This is a genomic window from Bacteroides acidifaciens, from assembly GCF_024623065.1.
GTDB classification, from domain to species: domain Bacteria; phylum Bacteroidota; class Bacteroidia; order Bacteroidales; family Bacteroidaceae; genus Bacteroides; species Bacteroides acidifaciens.
On record NZ_JANJZR010000054.1, the window covers coordinates 13,305 to 30,627 of the forward strand.

Below are 17,323 nucleotides of genomic sequence, written 5' to 3' on the forward strand. Positions count from 1 at the left end.
TGGTGAAAAAATATGATACAAGAATACCAACTCCGAATCCTTCCCGAAATCGCAGCAAACGAACAGAAACTAAAGGAGTATCTTTCTAAAGAAAAAGGTTTGAACCTGCGTGACATCACTGCTACCCGAATCTTGAAACGGAGCATCGATGCACGGCAGCGGACTATCTTTGTCAATCTGAAAGTACGGGCTTATATCCGTGAAATGCCTAAGGATGACGAATACGAACATACTATATATAATAAGGTAGAGGGAAAGCCGCAAGTGATTGTTGTGGGCGCAGGTCCCGGCGGACTATTTGCAGCCCTACGTCTTATCGAACTTGGTTTGCGCCCGATTATCGTAGAACGCGGAAAAGACGTGCGCGAGCGGAAAAAGGATTTGGCGCAAATCAGCAGGGAACACGCGGTTGACCCGGAATCGAATTACAGTTTTGGCGAAGGAGGTGCAGGAGCCTATTCGGACGGAAAACTCTATACCCGGAGCAAAAAGAGAGGGAACATAGATAAAATCTTGAATGTATTCTGCCAGCATGGGGCCTCTACGGCAATATTAGTAGACGCTCATCCGCATATCGGGACAGACAAGTTGCCGCGTGTCATTGAGAATATGCGGAATACCATCATCAAGTGTGGCGGTGAAGTGCATTTCCAAACACGAATGGAAGCATTGATTATCGAGAATGAGGAAGTCAAAGGCATCGAAACAAATACAGGAAAAACTTTTCTCGGTCCTGTGATACTGGCAACCGGACATTCGGCAAGAGATGTATATCGTTGGCTGGCGGCAAACAATGTGGCGATTGAAGCGAAAGGCATTGCAGTCGGAGTCCGTCTGGAGCATCCGGCTATGTTGATCGATCAGATACAATATCATAATAAGGAAGGACGAGGCAAGTATCTGCCTGCCGCAGAATATAGCTTCGTCACGCAAGTTGAAGGCAGAGGAGTGTACAGTTTCTGCATGTGTCCCGGCGGTTTCATCGTCCCTGCCGCCAGCGGACCGGAGCAAGTGGTAGTAAACGGTATGTCTCCTTCCAATCGCGGCTCGCGTTGGAGCAACTCGGGAATGGTGGTGGAGATACAACCGGAAGATTTGACAAGCGCAGAGCGGAAAGCGGAGAACGGAGAGTTGACTACGCACCAAACCGAGCAGTTGTTAGCACTTAATCCATCTCTGAGCAATTCCCAACTCTCCATACTCAATACCCAACTTCTTCCCGTCCTTCATTTTCAGGAAGAATTGGAACGTCAGTGTTGGTTGCAAGGCGGCAGAAGGCAGACGGCTCCTGCACAACGCATGCTGGATTTCACCCATAAGAAACTAAGTTATGACTTACCCGAATCGTCATACGCACCGGGACTGATTGCTTCACCGCTTCACTTTTGGATGCCGGAGTTCATCAGCCGGAGGTTATCTCACGGTTTCCAGCAATTCGGACGCAGCAGTCAGGGTTTCCTCACCAATGAAGCGGTGATGATTGGGGTGGAAACACGCACTTCTTCTCCCGTCCGCATCGTACGCGACAAGGAGACGTTGCAACATGTGACTGTCCGCGGACTATTCCCTTGCGGGGAGGGCGCAGGCTACGCCGGAGGAATCGTTTCTGCCGGAGTGGACGGCGAGCGATGTGCGGAAGCGGCAGCACAGTATATCAACCGTTGATCATGACACACAGAGTTATGAATACATCACCCGAAATAGCCATTATAGAACCGAATACCCTCACCTGTCTCGGTCTGAAAGGAATCCTCGAAGAGATGATTCCAATGGCAACGATACGTATCTTCCGGCGTTTCAATGAGCTAATGGACGATACTCCGGATATGTATGCCCATTACTTCATCTCCGCACAGGTCTACGTGGAGCACAATGCCTTCTTCCTTCCGCGAAAACGCAAAACGATTGTGCTGGCAAGCGACAGTCCGCAGTTTCAGCTAAGCGGCGTGCCCGTGCTCAACATTTACGAAGGAGAAGAAGAATTGGTGAAGAGTATCCTAAAACTTCACCAACACGCCCACCACGGCGGCTATCCGATGAAGGACATGCCACCCGTGCCTGCGCAGCAACCTTGTCAGGAACTGCTGTCCGCACGCGAGATTGAAGTGCTCGTGCTCCTCTCCAAAGGACTGATTAATAAAGAGATTGCAGACAAACTGAACATCAGTCTGACCACTGTCATCACTCACAGGAAGAATATCACTGAGAAATTGGGCATCAAGTCCGTCTCAGGACTGACTATCTATGCCGTGATGAACGGATATATCGAGGTAGACCGCATCTGACGGCGACAAGAAATGCACACAGGCCGCCGCCACACAGATTCGTTTAATTGCCCCATGCTATGGCGCTGTATGTCATATCGGTAGCAGTATGGACAGGTGCTTGCCATTCGCCTTGGTTCCAGTCATAATCGGCAACCGTATATGTGCCGTCCTCTTCGGACAATACGGTAAATGTGCCGGGGCGCTCAAAGTTGTGCGACACAGAGATTACCTTACCCCGCAAAAAGGCAAACGGCTCTTGCGTCCACCACTCGCTTTGGGGGACGTCCAACAAGTAAAAACGGCTGCCGCCTTTATCGGCAGAATCCGAAACCACATACCCTACCTTCGTGGCAAAAGTATCCCCGCTTTCTGTTGCCGGAAGGCGCACGCTGAAATAAAACGGGATAAGCGCATCGGCCTCTACAGTTTCCTGTACATGAAATCTTGAGGGACTGTAAAGCACAGGCGCCCATTTTCCCTCACCGATTTTTGCCGACAATAGAATAAGCAACCGTTGGTCTTGCGCAAACACTCCGGGATAGTCGCCAAACTGCTCCGCACTCAATCCTTCAGGCAGCGGAGATGCACTACCCATAACAGAACCGGAACCGACATTCATCCGGGTCGGAACGGCATAGTTGCTTTGTTCCAAATCAGCGGAGATATTATCAAGGTAGTAGGAACCCTTTTGATTTCTCACAAAAGCAGAAACCATACTATGTTTTCCGGTAACCAATGCCAATGTACCATAACCAGTGGTATACAACGGTCTCCATTCACCGGTACAGAAATCGAGGAAGAAGGGTTGCTGTATGCCGTGCGCTTTCGAAAGTCCGCACAATCCATAGGTATATACGCAGTTGGCGATGGAATGGAAATCCGGCCGTGTGCTGATGTCCCATGCATTTGCTGATGCATTCGCTGTGCCATCCGCCCCTATCCTGTCAATCGTGTGCCGTTGGCTGTCGAGTGCATAGAGCCGGAAATCTTTGGGTGTCTGCCCGTCTGACAGCAATATCTTGCCCATCAACATTCTGTCGCCTTCTCTACGCAAGAATATATCGACACGGGAAGGCGGCATGCGGTAAGGCATACGCACGTCTATCCCATCCGGACGGCTCTCTGCAATCTCGGCAGCGACAGGACCTCGAAATCCTTCGGGAAACATCTGCTCACCGGTGTCCCAACGGAAGTCGTACTCCACACAGTCGTTTGCCTGAAAGCCATTGCCGTAAATATGTACGATATCGCCCGGCCGGAGCGTTTGCCCGGCTTCCGTTACTCCGTAGTCGGTCACTAATTGTATTTGTGATGAATCGTCATCGTTGCCACATGCACTAAAAAGCCCGCAAAGAGAGAGGGTCAGGAGAATGGAGGAAAGAATAGATTTCATAGTTAATTTTATTTAGTGAATTAGTGAATAAGAATAATGGGTTGTAAATATAAGATAACCATGCAGTAAAGTATACGGTAGACGATTGCTTTTTATAAATTATTCACAAAGAATAGCCAGTCCTAATGGAATGAATGTGTCAAGCAGAATCAATGAATGCGTCAAGCAGAATCGGAAACAAAAATCGGATGTGACGGAATAGAGCATACAACCGAAATCCTAATAAATGAGGATTGCCCGTTTCTCTTATTTGCCGTTACTTTGCATCCGGTAAATGAACAACAGATGAAGACAAAAAAGATTATGATTGCCCTCATGCTCCTGACAGTGGGGACAGCATGGGCGGAGAATTTCCCAAAAGACTCACTAAAAATAGTAGACATCGAAGAAGTGGTAGTGATTGCCACCCCGAAAGAGAACCGTAAATTGCGTGATCTGCCGATGGCAGCCACTGTTTTATCACAAGAGAACATGCGTGCCAATCAGGTGAACTCTGTGAAAAAACTGACAGGCATCGTCCCCAATCTGTTTATCCCCGATTATGGTTCCAAACTGACCACTTCCATTTATATCCGCGGAATCGGCTCACGCATCAACACCCCGTCCGTAGGACTTTATGTAGACAATATCCCTTATATTGATAAATCTGCATTCGATTTTAACTATGCTGATATTGAACGTATCGACATTCTCCGAGGACCACAAGGTACTCTCTACGGACGTAATACAATGGGAGGACTTATCAAAGTGCATACAAAATCGCCTTTCACTTATCAAGGTACTGATATCCGCATGGGAGCAGCAACTTACAATAATTATAATGTGTCACTCACCCACTATCACCGGACATCCGACCGCTTCGCTTTTTCTACCGGAGGTTTCTACGAACACACAGGTGGCTTCTTTGAAAATTCGGCAAGAAATAACGAAAAGGTAGACAAGAGCAATGCCGGTGGCGGACGTTTCCGTGGTATTTACCTGCCCACTTCGAACCTGAAAATAGATATGGCTCTTAGCTATGAATATAGCGATCAGGGCGGATATCCGTATTACTATACCGGGATTACCCCCAGTGCGATAGCTAAAGCGAAAGAAAAGGGTAAAGAAATGACAGAAGACCGGGCAGATTATATCGGTAAGATTTCGTATAATGACCGTAGCAGTTACCGCCGTGGGTTACTCAACACGGGTGTTAATATCGAATATCAAGCTCAAAATTTTATATTAAGTGCTGTCACAGGGTATCAAAACTTGAACGACCGCATGTTCCTCGATCAGGATTTCACAGAAAGAGACATCTTTAATATTGAGCAGAAGCAAAGAGCAAATACTATTTCCGAAGAAATTGTATTCAAAGCTAAGCCAGGAAAAAGATGGCAATGGGCAACGGGTGCTTTCGGTTTTTATCAGTGGCTACATACCACAGGTCCTGTCTTATTCAAAGAAGAAGGGGTGAAAACAATGATTGAAGACAATGCGAATACAGCTTTTAGCGATATTCCTGCCACTCCCGGAGTTCCCACAATGGGTATGACTGTTAATAATCCAACATTGAGTGTTGGTGGAACATTTGACACTCCTACCTTGAGCGCTGCCCTCTACCACCAATCGACTTTTAACGACCTATTCATCGAAGGGCTCTCCTTCACTGCCGGACTTCGACTTGACTATGAGAAGATGAGTATGAAATACAATTCGGTCAGCACTACGGTTGATTTTGACTTTGATATGAAAATGGGACCTATGATGTCTCTTAGTGACAATATGCAAGCACCAACTTCTTTCATAGGAAAGCTATCAACTGACTACGTACAACTTCTACCTAAATTTGCCATCCAATATGAATGGAATAAGAGTAACAACGTATATGCTACCGTTTCCCGCGGATACCGTTCAGGTGGATACAATATACAAATGTTCTCCGACTTATCCCAAACGGAAATGAGGCGTTCTATGATGAACGCTATCATGGCAAGCCCTAATCTTGGACAGAACCCCACATATGGCCCCATATTTGAGAGAATGTTAAAACCCCGAATACCGGAAGAACCTAACGTCAAGAATTCCACCACCTACAAACCCGAATACTCATGGAATTATGAAGTAGGAAGTCACCTTACATTGTGGGAAGGTAAGCTATGGGCAGACTTCGCGGTATTCTATATGGATACCCGTGACCAACAACTCTCCCAATTTGCAGAAAGTGGTTTGGGACGTATCACCATCAATGCCGGAAAGAGCCGTAGCTATGGTGCAGAAGCTTCTCTTCGTGCCAGTATTACCCAAGAACTTAGCTTGAATGCAAGTTACGGATACACATATGCCACTTTTACAGACTATGTAATCAGAGAAGAAAAAGAAGACGGTAGCATTGAAAAAAACTATAATGGCAAATACGTCCCCTTTGTTCCCAAACATACCCTGAATATCGGTGGAGAATATGCCATCACTTGCAGTCCGCGCTCCATCTTCGACCATGTAGTATTCCAAGCGAATTATAATTCTGCCGGACGCATCTACTGGACAGAACAGAATGACGTAAGCCAATCTTTCTACGGAACATTGAACTGGAGAACGAATCTCGAAATCGGAGATGCCATGATTAGTTTTTGGGCACGCAATTTCTTGAATAAGGACTACGCAGCTTTCTATTTTGAAACAATGAATAAAGGATTCATGCAGAAAGGACGTCCGATGCAGTTCGGGATAGACCTCCGATGCCGGTTCTAAAATCCCTCAGCCCTCCACGAACATCATAGATGTGACTGCTGTTCATCGATTTCACCTGATTCTTGAAACACCGATAAATAAGGTGATAACGGGTGAAAGCAAGGTATAAACAAAGGTGAAACCGTTCAATATCGGTTTCACCTTATTTCTCAAAATATCCCTTGAGCTAAAACAAATATCATTATAGCTAATCCCGATATGCTTATAGCTAATCGGAATATGCTTATAGCAAATTCACTGTCAGGTATTAATAGATAAACTGTCAGATATTAACAGTCTGGCCGTCAAGTATTAACTATCTGATGACAATATATTAATAGTTGAGTTACAGCATATATAGATTCAACACGTTGGACATATATAGCCAATACGTTGGAGCTATATACCGGCCACATTGGATCTATATGCCCAACAACCGATATAAACAACTCCAATAGATGAAAGCGATAACAAGGGGCTTCACCTTATTTCACCCCACGCTTTCACCCGTGACCTTCTTATTTACAAGGATTTCAGTTATAAGGTGAAATCGGTGGAACTTACGAATCAAAAGTTGATAGTACTTATACAAATCAGTAGGGAAAAACAAATTCTCATTCATTCCCGTACAACCATAGTCCGTATTTTCTGATAAGCAATACGCTCCGTACCATCCTTTACATAGATGATACCGCAACGCTGAAACCCATGCTTCTCCAAGATATGCTGCATGACCTTATTATCCCGATGTGTATCCACCCGGACATTCGGCATCCGTTGAAAACACCAGTCCAGACAAGCTGCCGCCACCCCTTTCCTTGTGCCGTTCGTTGCCAACCGGTGCACTACCCCATAAGGTTCGTCATTCAACCATGCTCCCTCATAAATATGCTGATAAGTAGGGTCATCACCCAATATAAAACAAAAAGTACCTGATATCACTCCTTGTTCATCCGCACAGACAAAGCTATGCCCCTCTTCAATCTCCTGACGAATCAATACTTCAGAAGGATAACCGTCAATCCATTGAGTAGTATTTCCGGTTGCACGCATAAAGGCACGGGCATAGTCATAAATCTCCATCACTAAAGGGAGATCTTTTATTTCGGTAGATCTGATTTCCATCATTTGAAAAGTTATTCAAGAATAAAACAGATAATAAAATTACTCATTGATAGCTCCACAATGGGGGCATACACCTTTTTGCTTCAACTTTTCCCCACAACGCCCACAACGATACTTATACCCAATGTTCCGATGGACTTTCTTCGCAAAAACCAGCATAAAAAAGGCAAGGAACAGATAACCGATATAAATGTGTGTCATCAGGATAAAGAAGAAATAGCAGAAAATACAACAAGACATCAACCCCAACAAATAAAAGATTGCCGCTGCAGGAGTCAACTGACGGAACAAATCATCAAGCACCGCCAATGCGACAATTAAGAACAGCCAGATACTCAGCAAAAAGACTGAAAGAATGAAAGGAACTTTAAAAGGCGACAAGGTGGGATTAAAGTAGAAATGTTCCCATGTTTCCGGTGTAAAAACCTGTATGGACTCATAAATCGTTGCACTGAAAGCCATCAACAAACAGAGAAATAACGGATAAACACTGTCTATATCATTAAAATAGACCATCTGCAGCTGTTTCCGACGGAAAGCACGAAGCAGCCAAACACCGACAAACAACGCAAAGATAACCACAAAATAGGAAGCGTGCGTATCACTGAACAAATGGATGGCCTGAGAAATACTATCCGTAGGAACAAAAGACCGCTTCAGCTCCACCTCACGTATCCAACCCTGTTCGTCCTGTGTATGTGCCAGTTTCACCCAAATACTATCCACACTATCGGCAGGGTGCACGGCAAATTCGGCTACCACCACGCGGTCACCCCGGTAGAGATTGATATACGTATCCTTGATAGGCAGGCACTCCAACGAGACGGAATCCTCCGTTAATTCCAGGTTCGTGTTCCAGGTATAATGCCGTTCATAAAGGTAATTCAGAGAGTCCTTCGTTTTCTGCGACATCCCTTCAGAGGAAAGATTGGGACGAGTATAATGACAAGACGAGAAGAAAAACAGCAGAACCACCACAAAGGGTACGAAAGAGACAAAGGAAAACAGATTCTCCCACCAACCATCCAACAAGCCGGTTTCGGGAAAATACCCTGATACTCTGTGCCCTCCGCGTCCTCTGCGATGAATTATTCTCATTGTTCCGCTTTTACTTTCATTTGACAATGCTTGCAATCAAATTCCAGACGGAAACGTTTGCCATCATTTGACACCAAATAATAAGGTTCTTTATAAGGTGAGCGCACCCGCTGATGAATGGGACACCATCCCATGCTATAACGCAAACAATGTTTGCAGAACATCAATACCGCATCTTCTACCGCCGCTTTCTCGTAAGCCATGGCGACACGCTGCACGCCATGCTCTTCATAGAAAGACACCGCACGGCTGTTCATCACATTCCCCAAATAGGTCAATGCCGTTTGCGGAAAAGCATGATCGGTCTGTTTCCACATTGCCAATTCCTGACGATAGTTTATCCGACGGGCAGCTATCAGCTTATCTGTTGCCTGCCGACGGAAGTCCGCCAACACGGAAGCAGGCAGAAACCAGTTTTCTGCAAACGATATTTTTATCTCTTTCGCTTCGAAAGGTGTATTCCCCAATTTGGCAAGCTGTGTTTTCAGATTCTCCGTCTGTGGCGTACGTGCCAATTCCTTTTCGCGGGAAAGGCTCAGCGTGACGCTGTTGTCATCTTCATCGGTCAACGTCAGCGAGAAGCCGAACTCATTATCGGCAAGCAATATGCTTACAGCAATCTTCCTTTCAGCCGACTTCCGTGAAAGCACTCGCTCAAATTCCTGGTCAAAATTACGATATAATGTGGTACGAGGCTTGATGCGAGGCATTTCCTGTGGATATAGTTTGTTGCTGTCCACCCGGTTGATGCGGAATCCCTGTAAACGTCCCTGTTCGTCGATATAGCAAACGCCGTCACCGTTATTAAAGGATTTCAGCCCGGCAACTGTCAGATAATTGCCGCGAATCTCCTTCACAGTCCCCATCTCCTCGCCCAACGACTTGGGAGTGTCGAAAGAGAAAATCTCTTTGTCACGTCCATGCAGGAAATAATGTGTGAATCCGCGACTGAAACTCTTATCCAGTTGCGGCTTAAACTCGAAATTGCACGTACCCGAAGAAGCCCTTACATATTCCGGACGACGGGCAAAGATGGCATCCAGCTTCTGACGATAAGCAGCCGTTACATTCTTTACATAAGACACATCTTTCAGTCGCCCTTCTATCTTGAACGAGGAAGCTCCGGCATCCAGCAATTGCTCCAGTTCGTCACTTTGATTCATATCTTTCAGGGAAAGCAGATGTTTGTCTTTGACAATCACTTTCCCGTCCGCGTCTACCAGACTAAAAGGTAACCGGCAGAATTGCGCACATTCCCCCCGGTTGGCACTGCGACCGAAACAGGCTTGGCTGACGTAGCACTGCCCGCTATAGCTGACACAAAGTGCCCCATGTACGAATACCTCTAAAGGCACTTCCGGACAATTTTCGTGTATCTTCTTTATTTCACGCAATGATAGTTCACGCGCCAGGACTACTTGCCGGAAACCCGCCTTCCAAAGGAATTTTACTTTTTCCGGTGTACGGTTGTCCATTTGTGTACTGGCATGAAGCGGTATCGGAGGAAGATTCAACTTCGTGATCCCCATATCCTGCACAATCAGCGCGTCCACACCAATCCGATAAAGTGCATGAATCATCTCCTCCGTCTCTTTCAACTCTTCTTCTTTCAGAATCGTATTGACCGTGACATAAATACGTGCATGATACAAATGGGCATGCTGCACCAATGCTTCAATATCTTCCAATGAGTTCACAGCCGCCGCACGTGCGCCAAACTTGGGAGCACCGATATATACGGCATCCGCCCCATGATTGATAGCTTCAATACCACATTCCAGGTTTTTTGCCGGAGCGAGAAGTTCTATTTTACGCTGCTTTATCATTTAATATCGTTGATATTGTAAGGTGTTTCCTGATAAACGAAGTAGTTCAGCCAATTGGAGAACAACAAATTGGCATGAGCACGCCAACGTACCAACGGGCCTTTTTCAGGATCATTGTCTATATAATAATTGCGGGGCATCTCTATCGGCAAGCCTTTATCGAGATCGCGACGGTATTCCGTGTCCAGTGTCAGCGGAGAATATTCGGAGTGTCCCGTGACAAAGAATTCACGACCGCCCCGTGCCATTGCCATATAGACACCGGCATCTTCCGATTCGGAAAGCAACGTCAATTCCGGAACTTTCAGAATGTCTTCCCTGCGCACTTCCGTATGACGGCTATGCGGCACATAGAAACAATCATCAAAACCACGGAAGATGGAGTGGAAAGGTTCCAATACCCGATGTTCAAAGATACCGAACATCTTCTCTTTCAACGGATATTTAGGAACTCCATAATGATGATACAATCCGGCCTGCGCAGCCCAGCATATATATAAAGTAGAAGTGACATGCGTACGTGCCCAATCAAAGATTTCCGTAATCTCATCCCAATAGGTCACCTCTTCGAAGTCCATCTGTTCTACAGGAGCTCCGGTGATAATCATACCATCATACTTCTCGTGACGCATCTGGTCGAAATCCGTATAGAACGTTTTCATGTGTTCTATCGGCGTATTCTTTGACGTGTGGCTCTTGATCTTCATAAATGAAATCTCCACCTGAAGAGGTGTATTGGAGAGTAAGCGCACCAAGTCCGTTTCTGTTGTAATTTTCAACGGCATCAGATTCAGAATCACAATCCGTAGCGGACGAATATCCTGTTGCGTAGCGCGGGAAGTATCAATAACAAAAATATTCTCTTCCTTCAAAAGCTCTATCGCAGGTAGTTTATCGGGTAAATTTAAAGGCATAATCGCTATATATTAGTAATTTGAGTGCAAAAATACGAAAAATATAGCAGATTATAGGGAGGTAGCTTATTTAGAAGACGTACAAATTAAGTCAATTTAAACATAGAAGCATAACAACCAATCAATAAAAGCCTTATTTTTGCCGGAGAAATTAGTACTAATAATTTAAATCTTAGAAAAATGGCATACGTAATTAGTGACGATTGTATTGCTTGCGGAACTTGCATTGACGAGTGTCCGGTAGAAGCTATCTCTGAAGGTGATATCTATTCTATCAACCCAGATGTATGTACTGAATGTGGTACTTGTGCAGACGTTTGTCCGTCTGAAGCAATTCATCCGGCTGAATAATACAAGTTACAAAAAGAGTATAGGCTGCTTTCTACGGAAGGCAGCCTTTTTTTATTCCTCTTTCTTCACCACAGATTAACACAGATTAATTCACAATCAAACGGATAGAAAAATACAAAGAAGTTCCTTAAACAAAAAATCACGAGGCTGTCTAAAAAGTCGTCAGTAACTCTAACTCCCCTCCTTCCGGAAGGAGGAGAATGAGGATAGAACCGACTTTTTAGACAGCCTCATGATTTTATTAATCTTAGATTTTTCAGACAGACAATCTCTTTTCAATCTGTGTCAATTCGTGCAATCTGTGGTGAACTCTTATTTCAACTTAGCCAATGCTTCTTTGATACGACGGATAGCCTCTACGATATTTTCATCGCTTGTAGCATAACTCATACGGATACATTCAGGAGCACCGAAAGAGGCACCACCTACACAAGCCACGTGAGCTTCTTCAAGCAAGTACATTGCCAAATCATCTGAATCTGCAATCTTACGTTCGCCGTTGCTCTTTCCAAAGAAAGCATCGCATTTCGGAAACAGATAGAAAGCACCTTGCGGAACGTTTACCTCAAATCCCGGAATTTCCTTAGCCAACTTCACAATCAGGTCACGACGGCGTTGGAATGCTTTCTGCATTTCTTTTACCGGTTCTTGTGTTCCTGTATATGCAACTTCAGCCGCTTTTTGAGAAACAGAACAAGGACCTGAAGTGTACTGACCTTGCAACTTGTTGCAAGCTTTTACAATCCATTCCGGTCCGGCAATGAAACCGATTCTCCATCCTGTCATAGCGTAAGCCTTGGATACACCGTTTACAATCACTGTACGTTCCTTCATCTCCGGGAACTGAGCGATACTCTGATGCGCACCGATATAATTGATATGTTCGTAAATCTCGTCAGCGATTACTATCACCTGCGGATGTTTAGCCAATACAGCTGACAATCCTGCCAATTCTTCTTTCGTGTATACAGAACCTGTCGGATTAGACGGAGAACAAAGAATCAATGCTTTCGTCTTCGGAGTGATAGCCGCTTCCAGCTGTTCAGGAGTAATCTTGAAATCTTGTTCGATACCTGCCGAAACAATTACGGGAGTACCTTCTGCCATTTTCACCATTTCCGGGTAGCTTACCCAGTAAGGAGCCGGTACGATGACTTCGTCACCCGGATTTACCAATACAAGAATTGTATTACAAACAGATTGTTTGGCACCATTGGCACACGAAATTTGAGCGGCTGTATATTCCAGACCGTTTTCTTTTTTCAGTTTCTCAACAATAGCATTGCGCAAAGCCGGATAACCCGGTACCGGAGAGTAACGAGAAAAGTTATCATCTATGGCTTTTTTCGCAGCTTCTTTGATGTGGTCAGGAGTATTAAAATCCGGTTCTCCTACACTTAAGTTAATAACATCAATACCCTGTGCCTTGAGCTCGCTGCTCTTTTGCGACATGGCAAGCGTCGCCGATGGCGACAAGCTGTTCAAGCGATCTGACAATTGATTCATTTTGTATCTATTTTATTATTATTGAGTGAAAATCGTTGCAAAATAAGCGATAACATTTGATATATGAAAACAAATTAATGATTTACTTATTAAAATGCAAAGTATGTCCCATTCTTTCTTTCTTTGTTCGCAAGTATCGTTCATTATACGGATTAGGGACTGTTTCAACAGGTACATTTTCTACTATCTCCAATCCGTATGCTTCCAAGCCAACACGTTTCACCGGATTATTTGTCAAAAGTCTCATTTTGTGTACTCCCAGCTCACGAAGGATTTGTGCGCCTACTCCATAATCGCGTTCGTCGGCAAGGTGTCCCAAACAAATATTAGCGTCAACGGTATCCATACCGTCTTCCTGCAGTTTATAGGCTTTCATCTTTTCCATCAGACCGATGCCGCGTCCTTCCTGATTGAGGTAAATCACCACCCCTTTTCCTTCTTTTTCGATCATTTTCATCGCTTTATGCAGCTGCTCGCCACAGTCACAACGCTGTGAGCCAAGAATATCTCCGGTAGCACAAGAGGAGTGGACGCGTACCAAGATAGGTTCGTCTTCATTCCATGTTCCTTTAAATATAGCCATGTGCTCCAATCCGTTTGATTTTTGTCGGAAAGGAATCAGACGGAACTTTCCGTGTTCGGTAGGCATATCTACTTCTACTCCTTTTTCTACAATGGATTCCTGTTTCAGGCGATAAACGATCAGGTCACGGATAGAAATCAATTTCAATCCGTATTGGTCTGCCATCTTGCGGAGTTCGGGCAGACGGGCCATCGTACCGTCATCGCTCATGATTTCCATCAAGGCGCCTGCGGGGTAAAGTCCTGCCAGACGAGCCATATCAATCGTAGCTTCTGTATGTCCGGCACGGCGAAGTACTCCTTTTTCTTGCGCATACAACGGATTGATATGTCCGGGACGCCCGAAAGTAGCCGGTGTAGAAGTCGGATCGGCCAACGCCTGAATAGTAGCGGCACGGTCGGAAGCGGAAACACCTGTTGTGCAGCCTTCCAGTTTGTCGATAGTAACCGTGAAAGGAGTTCCCAACACGGAAGTATTGTCACTTACCTGATGTGGTAAGTCCAACTCCTTGCAACGAGACACTGTGACAGGTGCACAAAGTACGCCACGTGCATGTTTCAACATGAAATTTACTTTTTCGGGAGTTATTTTTTCAGCTGCAATAATCAAGTCGCCTTCGTTTTCGCGGTCTTCATCATCCACTACTATGACAAACTTGCCTTCTTTGAAGTCGGCAATCGCATCTTCTATTCTATCCATTTTAATAGTCTCTTTCATAACGCTTATTTATTGATTTTCTGTATGATGAATTGAATTTGTTCATTGTTCTTTATAATCCGTTCCATGTCTTTAGCCAGACGAACGCGGAACGTCCAAATGCGGAAATAGAAAAACAAACCGATAGGGAAAATGACTCCGGCTGCCAGATTCAACCAATATATATGAAACGGGCGCACGTGAGCCGAAACGGAGATAACCGGATAATTGTTTAATGCACCGATCAAAGTGGCAGATTTCGTATTGGACATTTCTTCAACCAACGCTTCCAGCTTTTCATTGATTGCCATCACCTCGTTATCATCCTCATTCGCCATCCATAACTTAAAGTAATTCGGTGCTTTTTCCAATCGTTTCTTGGCGGCATACGCTTTACACTCTGCCGAGAGTTGTTCCAAATCATCAGCCAGACGTGCGTAATCAGGATCATGGATAATCACTTCTTTCTTAAATATATGGCGCACACTACGAATTCCCACAATCTTTTTAAACCAGTTGATATAGGCATCTGCATTAAGCACCACAGAGTCTTTATTCGATTTATAAGTAAGGAAGATTCCTAACGGGGCAAGGACTGCGCTACTTGTCCACATCCCCATCCAAACAACCCACTTACCGTCGCGGGCCATTTTATATCCTGTATTATCAATGATATAGTAAATGATAAATACCAACACTGACACGATGACCGGCATTCCCAAACCTCCTTTGCGGATAATACCGCCCAACGGGGCTCCGATGAAGAAGAACAGCAGACAAGAAAGTGAAATCGTTATCTTCTTATGCCATTCCGTTTTATGTTTCCGAATGGCATAGTCATTATTTTCCATTGTGTATTTCTTGAAGCTAAGATCACTGGACACATTCTCCGCACGGCTGGCGGCGGAAGATATCACCTTCTGTTTCTGCGTCAAGGATGCGGCAGCGTAAAGGCTGTCCACATTATACTCCTGAATATCTGCCCTCTCGATTTTGACCGTATCTTCTTTACTCAACCCGTATGAAGGACGGAAATTTCCTTCGGCCACTTCCCGGTAATACTGCCTTCCGATACTGTCTCCCAGCACTTTCATCGAGTCGATGGAAGTCTGCAACATAGCCATGTTCTTGGCACTGGACTGATTGCTCATGATACTTTCATCCGCCATATTGAAATCGGAATCAAACTCTATCAATGTATGTTTCTCCCTGAATGATTCACGCCGATAAGGCACATTCTGGGATTTCATGCTTTGTGCCTTCAAGTTTTCGAATAAATCACCGCTATACAGATGCAGCCAAAGATGTTGTTTATCCGCAGTCATCTCCAGACGTCCGGAGTCCGCATAGATGATATGCGCATTCTCGAATCCGTCTTTCATATTATAAATCAACACATCGTAGAGCATACCGGTTTTCCGGTCTTTCTTCGCGACTTTCAGATTATAATCCTTGATTTCAGAATAGAAAACTCCTTCCGGAATGTCCAACTCCGGAGATTTTTGTTTCATCGAAAGGATTAGAGTTCCCAACTTAGCTTGGGCGATAGGGCCCACTACATTTTGAAAATAGAATGAGACACCGACAAGCCCACAAACGAAGAAAGCAAGCGGACGCATGATTTTAAGGAGAGAAATACCTGCGGCTTTCATCGCGAGCAATTCATAACGCTCACCGAAATTACCGAAAGTAATCAAAGAAGCCAGTAGCACTGCCAATGGCAACGATACTGGCACTAATGTTAACGCGGAATAAAAAAAGAATTGAGCCATTACGCTCATCTCCAATCCCTTTCCGACCAATTCGTCTACATATCTCCACAGGAACTGCATCATAAAGATGAACAGACAGATGAAGAATGTACCAATAAAGAGCATCAAAAAACTCTTTACGATGAATATATCTAATTTCTTTATGCGTAGCATCTTAATAGGTTCGTGCAATTAGGATGCAAAATTAGCACAAAAAAAGGAGCATCGAAAATTTTTAGTTGAAAGTTAACTAAAAACCACAAGTTCTTCTTAATTTAGCTACCTGTGACTCCCATAACTCTTTCATATCGCCTACCTCGTCCGGCTCTGCGAAATCGGTAATTTCTAATACATAGTCACTTGTCAACTCATTATACGTCATCTTGATTTCGAAGAAATCGCGTTCGTTCTCATCATCCAGCCAACGAAAACGGATGAAAGAAAAAGCACGAATAGCTGTAATCTCAGCTTTTCTCATTTCGGTCTTCCCCCAATGGAACTCTACTATTTTATCGTCAGAAATAACTTTGTCGGCAAACCAATCCTCCAACCCAGTCGGTGTACTTATAGCTGACCAAAGAATATTTTTAGACGTTGCATTCAGCAAATACTCTAAATGAATCTTTTCCTTTTTCATAGCAATTTCGAATTATTTTACGTGTACCAAGATAAATACTTTTTTCTAAATACATCGCATAAATCAGACACTTTATTTTATTATTCTCTCATTATCGGGCCTCAAGTTCCCTGTTTATAGAGAAAATTGATGCCCTTCTTACAGAAAAAACACAAAAAAGTTATGAATTGTTTTGGAGATTATAAAAAAACATCTATCTTTGCACCCGCAATCGAGAAACGATGGCGGGATAGCTCAGCTGGTTAGAGCGCATGATTCATAATCATGAGGTCCCCGGTTCAATCCCGGGTCCCGCTACTTGATAAGAATAAGGCATTTGAGAGGCTTCCACTCTTGGGTGCCTTTTTCTTTTATACATCAATTGGTGGCGGGTGACGGCTCAGTTGTAATGGCTCACCGATAAAATCATGTGGGCTTCTCAACAATTAGTATCTTTGCCCTAAAAAACTTTTATGACTAGTTACGAT

The 17,323-nt window shown here is 44.5% G+C and carries 13 protein-coding genes and 1 tRNA gene; 5 read left to right on the plus strand and 9 right to left on the minus strand.

The window, feature by feature from the left end:
* Positions 1-12 precede the first annotated feature (12 nt).
* Entirely contained in the window at positions 13-1,665 is a 1,653-nt protein-coding gene (locus NSB03_RS14295) for an NAD(P)/FAD-dependent oxidoreductase (protein ID WP_257466457.1), read from the plus strand.
* A 17-nt stretch (positions 1,666-1,682) separates the two neighbouring features.
* Positions 1,683-2,285, plus strand: coding sequence for a response regulator transcription factor (locus NSB03_RS14300; protein ID WP_024987841.1), 603 nt, complete (start codon positions 1,683-1,685; stop codon positions 2,283-2,285).
* Between the two features lie 43 nt (positions 2,286-2,328).
* Here the strand turns inward: NSB03_RS14300 and NSB03_RS14305 are convergent, their stop codons facing one another.
* Positions 2,329-3,660 carry a WD40-like domain containing protein gene (locus NSB03_RS14305; RefSeq protein ID WP_024987840.1) on the minus strand — a complete coding sequence of 444 codons (1,332 nt, stop codon included), beginning with the start codon at positions 3,658-3,660 and terminating at the stop codon, positions 2,329-2,331.
* A 285-nt stretch (positions 3,661-3,945) separates the two neighbouring features.
* Here NSB03_RS14305 and NSB03_RS14310 point away from each other — a divergent pair, with 285 nt between their 5' ends.
* Positions 3,946-6,390 (plus strand): TonB-dependent receptor, encoded by a 2,445-nt coding sequence (locus NSB03_RS14310; protein WP_024987839.1) that lies wholly within the window; start codon positions 3,946-3,948, stop codon positions 6,388-6,390.
* A gap of 597 nt (positions 6,391-6,987) precedes the next feature.
* Here the strand turns inward: NSB03_RS14310 and NSB03_RS14315 are convergent.
* Genes NSB03_RS14315 through metA form a run of 4 tightly spaced genes read right to left on the minus strand, consistent with a single transcriptional unit; the run spans position 6,988 to position 11,332 of the window.
* A complete protein-coding gene (locus NSB03_RS14315) occupies positions 6,988-7,494 on the minus strand; it encodes a GNAT family N-acetyltransferase (RefSeq protein ID WP_024987838.1) in 507 nt (168 codons plus the stop codon).
* A gap of 39 nt (positions 7,495-7,533) precedes the next feature.
* Positions 7,534-8,592 carry a zinc ribbon domain-containing protein gene (locus NSB03_RS14320; protein WP_024987837.1) on the minus strand — a complete coding sequence of 353 codons (1,059 nt, stop codon included), beginning with the start codon at positions 8,590-8,592 and terminating at the stop codon, positions 7,534-7,536.
* Entirely contained in the window at positions 8,589-10,418 is a 1,830-nt protein-coding gene (locus tag NSB03_RS14325; protein ID WP_024987836.1) for a peptidase U32 family protein, read from the minus strand. The genes NSB03_RS14320 and NSB03_RS14325 overlap by 4 nt, the downstream gene beginning before the upstream one ends.
* Positions 10,415-11,332 carry a homoserine O-acetyltransferase MetA gene (gene metA / locus NSB03_RS14330; protein ID WP_008640718.1) on the minus strand — a complete coding sequence of 306 codons (918 nt, stop codon included), beginning with the start codon at positions 11,330-11,332 and terminating at the stop codon, positions 10,415-10,417. The genes NSB03_RS14325 and metA overlap by 4 nt, the downstream gene beginning before the upstream one ends.
* A gap of 180 nt (positions 11,333-11,512) precedes the next feature.
* Between metA and fdxA the strand changes: the two genes are divergently transcribed.
* Entirely contained in the window at positions 11,513-11,683 is a 171-nt protein-coding gene (fdxA, locus tag NSB03_RS14335) for a 4Fe-4S ferredoxin (RefSeq protein ID WP_024987835.1), read from the plus strand.
* Positions 11,684-11,995: 312 nt separating this feature from the next.
* On the opposite strand, the gene NSB03_RS14340 is transcribed toward fdxA, so the two are convergent.
* The 4 genes from NSB03_RS14340 to NSB03_RS14355 form a co-directional block, all read right to left on the minus strand.
* Positions 11,996-13,189 carry a pyridoxal phosphate-dependent aminotransferase gene (locus tag NSB03_RS14340; protein WP_024987834.1) on the minus strand — a complete coding sequence of 398 codons (1,194 nt, stop codon included), beginning with the start codon at positions 13,187-13,189 and terminating at the stop codon, positions 11,996-11,998.
* An 82-nt stretch (positions 13,190-13,271) separates the two neighbouring features.
* Positions 13,272-14,489, minus strand: a complete 1,218-nt coding sequence (locus NSB03_RS14345; RefSeq protein ID WP_024987833.1) for a bifunctional 3,4-dihydroxy-2-butanone-4-phosphate synthase/GTP cyclohydrolase II — start codon at positions 14,487-14,489, stop codon at positions 13,272-13,274.
* A 5-nt stretch (positions 14,490-14,494) separates the two neighbouring features.
* Entirely contained in the window at positions 14,495-16,393 is a 1,899-nt protein-coding gene (locus NSB03_RS14350; protein ID WP_024987832.1) for an LptF/LptG family permease, read from the minus strand.
* A 76-nt stretch (positions 16,394-16,469) separates the two neighbouring features.
* Positions 16,470-16,856, minus strand: coding sequence for an START-like domain-containing protein (locus NSB03_RS14355; RefSeq protein ID WP_024987831.1), 387 nt, complete (start codon positions 16,854-16,856; stop codon positions 16,470-16,472).
* A gap of 223 nt (positions 16,857-17,079) precedes the next feature.
* On the opposite strand from NSB03_RS14355, the gene NSB03_RS14360 reads away from it, so the two are divergent.
* A tRNA-Met gene (locus tag NSB03_RS14360) sits at positions 17,080-17,153 on the plus strand.
* Positions 17,154-17,323 lie beyond the last annotated feature (170 nt).

Coding starts and splice junctions, on each gene's coding strand:
- NSB03_RS14295 (WP_257466457.1), top strand. CDS start 13: ATGATACAAGAATACCAACTCCGAATCCTTCCCGAAATCGCAGCAAAC.
- NSB03_RS14300 (WP_024987841.1), top strand. CDS start 1,683: ATGAATACATCACCCGAAATAGCCATTATAGAACCGAATACCCTCACC.
- NSB03_RS14305 (WP_024987840.1), bottom strand. CDS start 3,660: ATGAAATCTATTCTTTCCTCCATTCTCCTGACCCTCTCTCTTTGCGGG.
- NSB03_RS14310 (WP_024987839.1), top strand. CDS start 3,946: ATGAAGACAAAAAAGATTATGATTGCCCTCATGCTCCTGACAGTGGGG.
- NSB03_RS14315 (WP_024987838.1), bottom strand. CDS start 7,494: ATGGAAATCAGATCTACCGAAATAAAAGATCTCCCTTTAGTGATGGAG.
- NSB03_RS14320 (WP_024987837.1), bottom strand. CDS start 8,592: ATGAGAATAATTCATCGCAGAGGACGCGGAGGGCACAGAGTATCAGGG.
- NSB03_RS14325 (WP_024987836.1), bottom strand. CDS start 10,418: ATGATAAAGCAGCGTAAAATAGAACTTCTCGCTCCGGCAAAAAACCTG.
- metA (WP_008640718.1), bottom strand. CDS start 11,332: ATGCCTTTAAATTTACCCGATAAACTACCTGCGATAGAGCTTTTGAAG.
- fdxA (WP_024987835.1), top strand. CDS start 11,513: ATGGCATACGTAATTAGTGACGATTGTATTGCTTGCGGAACTTGCATT.
- NSB03_RS14340 (WP_024987834.1), bottom strand. CDS start 13,189: ATGAATCAATTGTCAGATCGCTTGAACAGCTTGTCGCCATCGGCGACG.
- NSB03_RS14345 (WP_024987833.1), bottom strand. CDS start 14,489: ATGAAAGAGACTATTAAAATGGATAGAATAGAAGATGCGATTGCCGAC.
- NSB03_RS14350 (WP_024987832.1), bottom strand. CDS start 16,393: ATGCTACGCATAAAGAAATTAGATATATTCATCGTAAAGAGTTTTTTG.
- NSB03_RS14355 (WP_024987831.1), bottom strand. CDS start 16,856: ATGAAAAAGGAAAAGATTCATTTAGAGTATTTGCTGAATGCAACGTCT.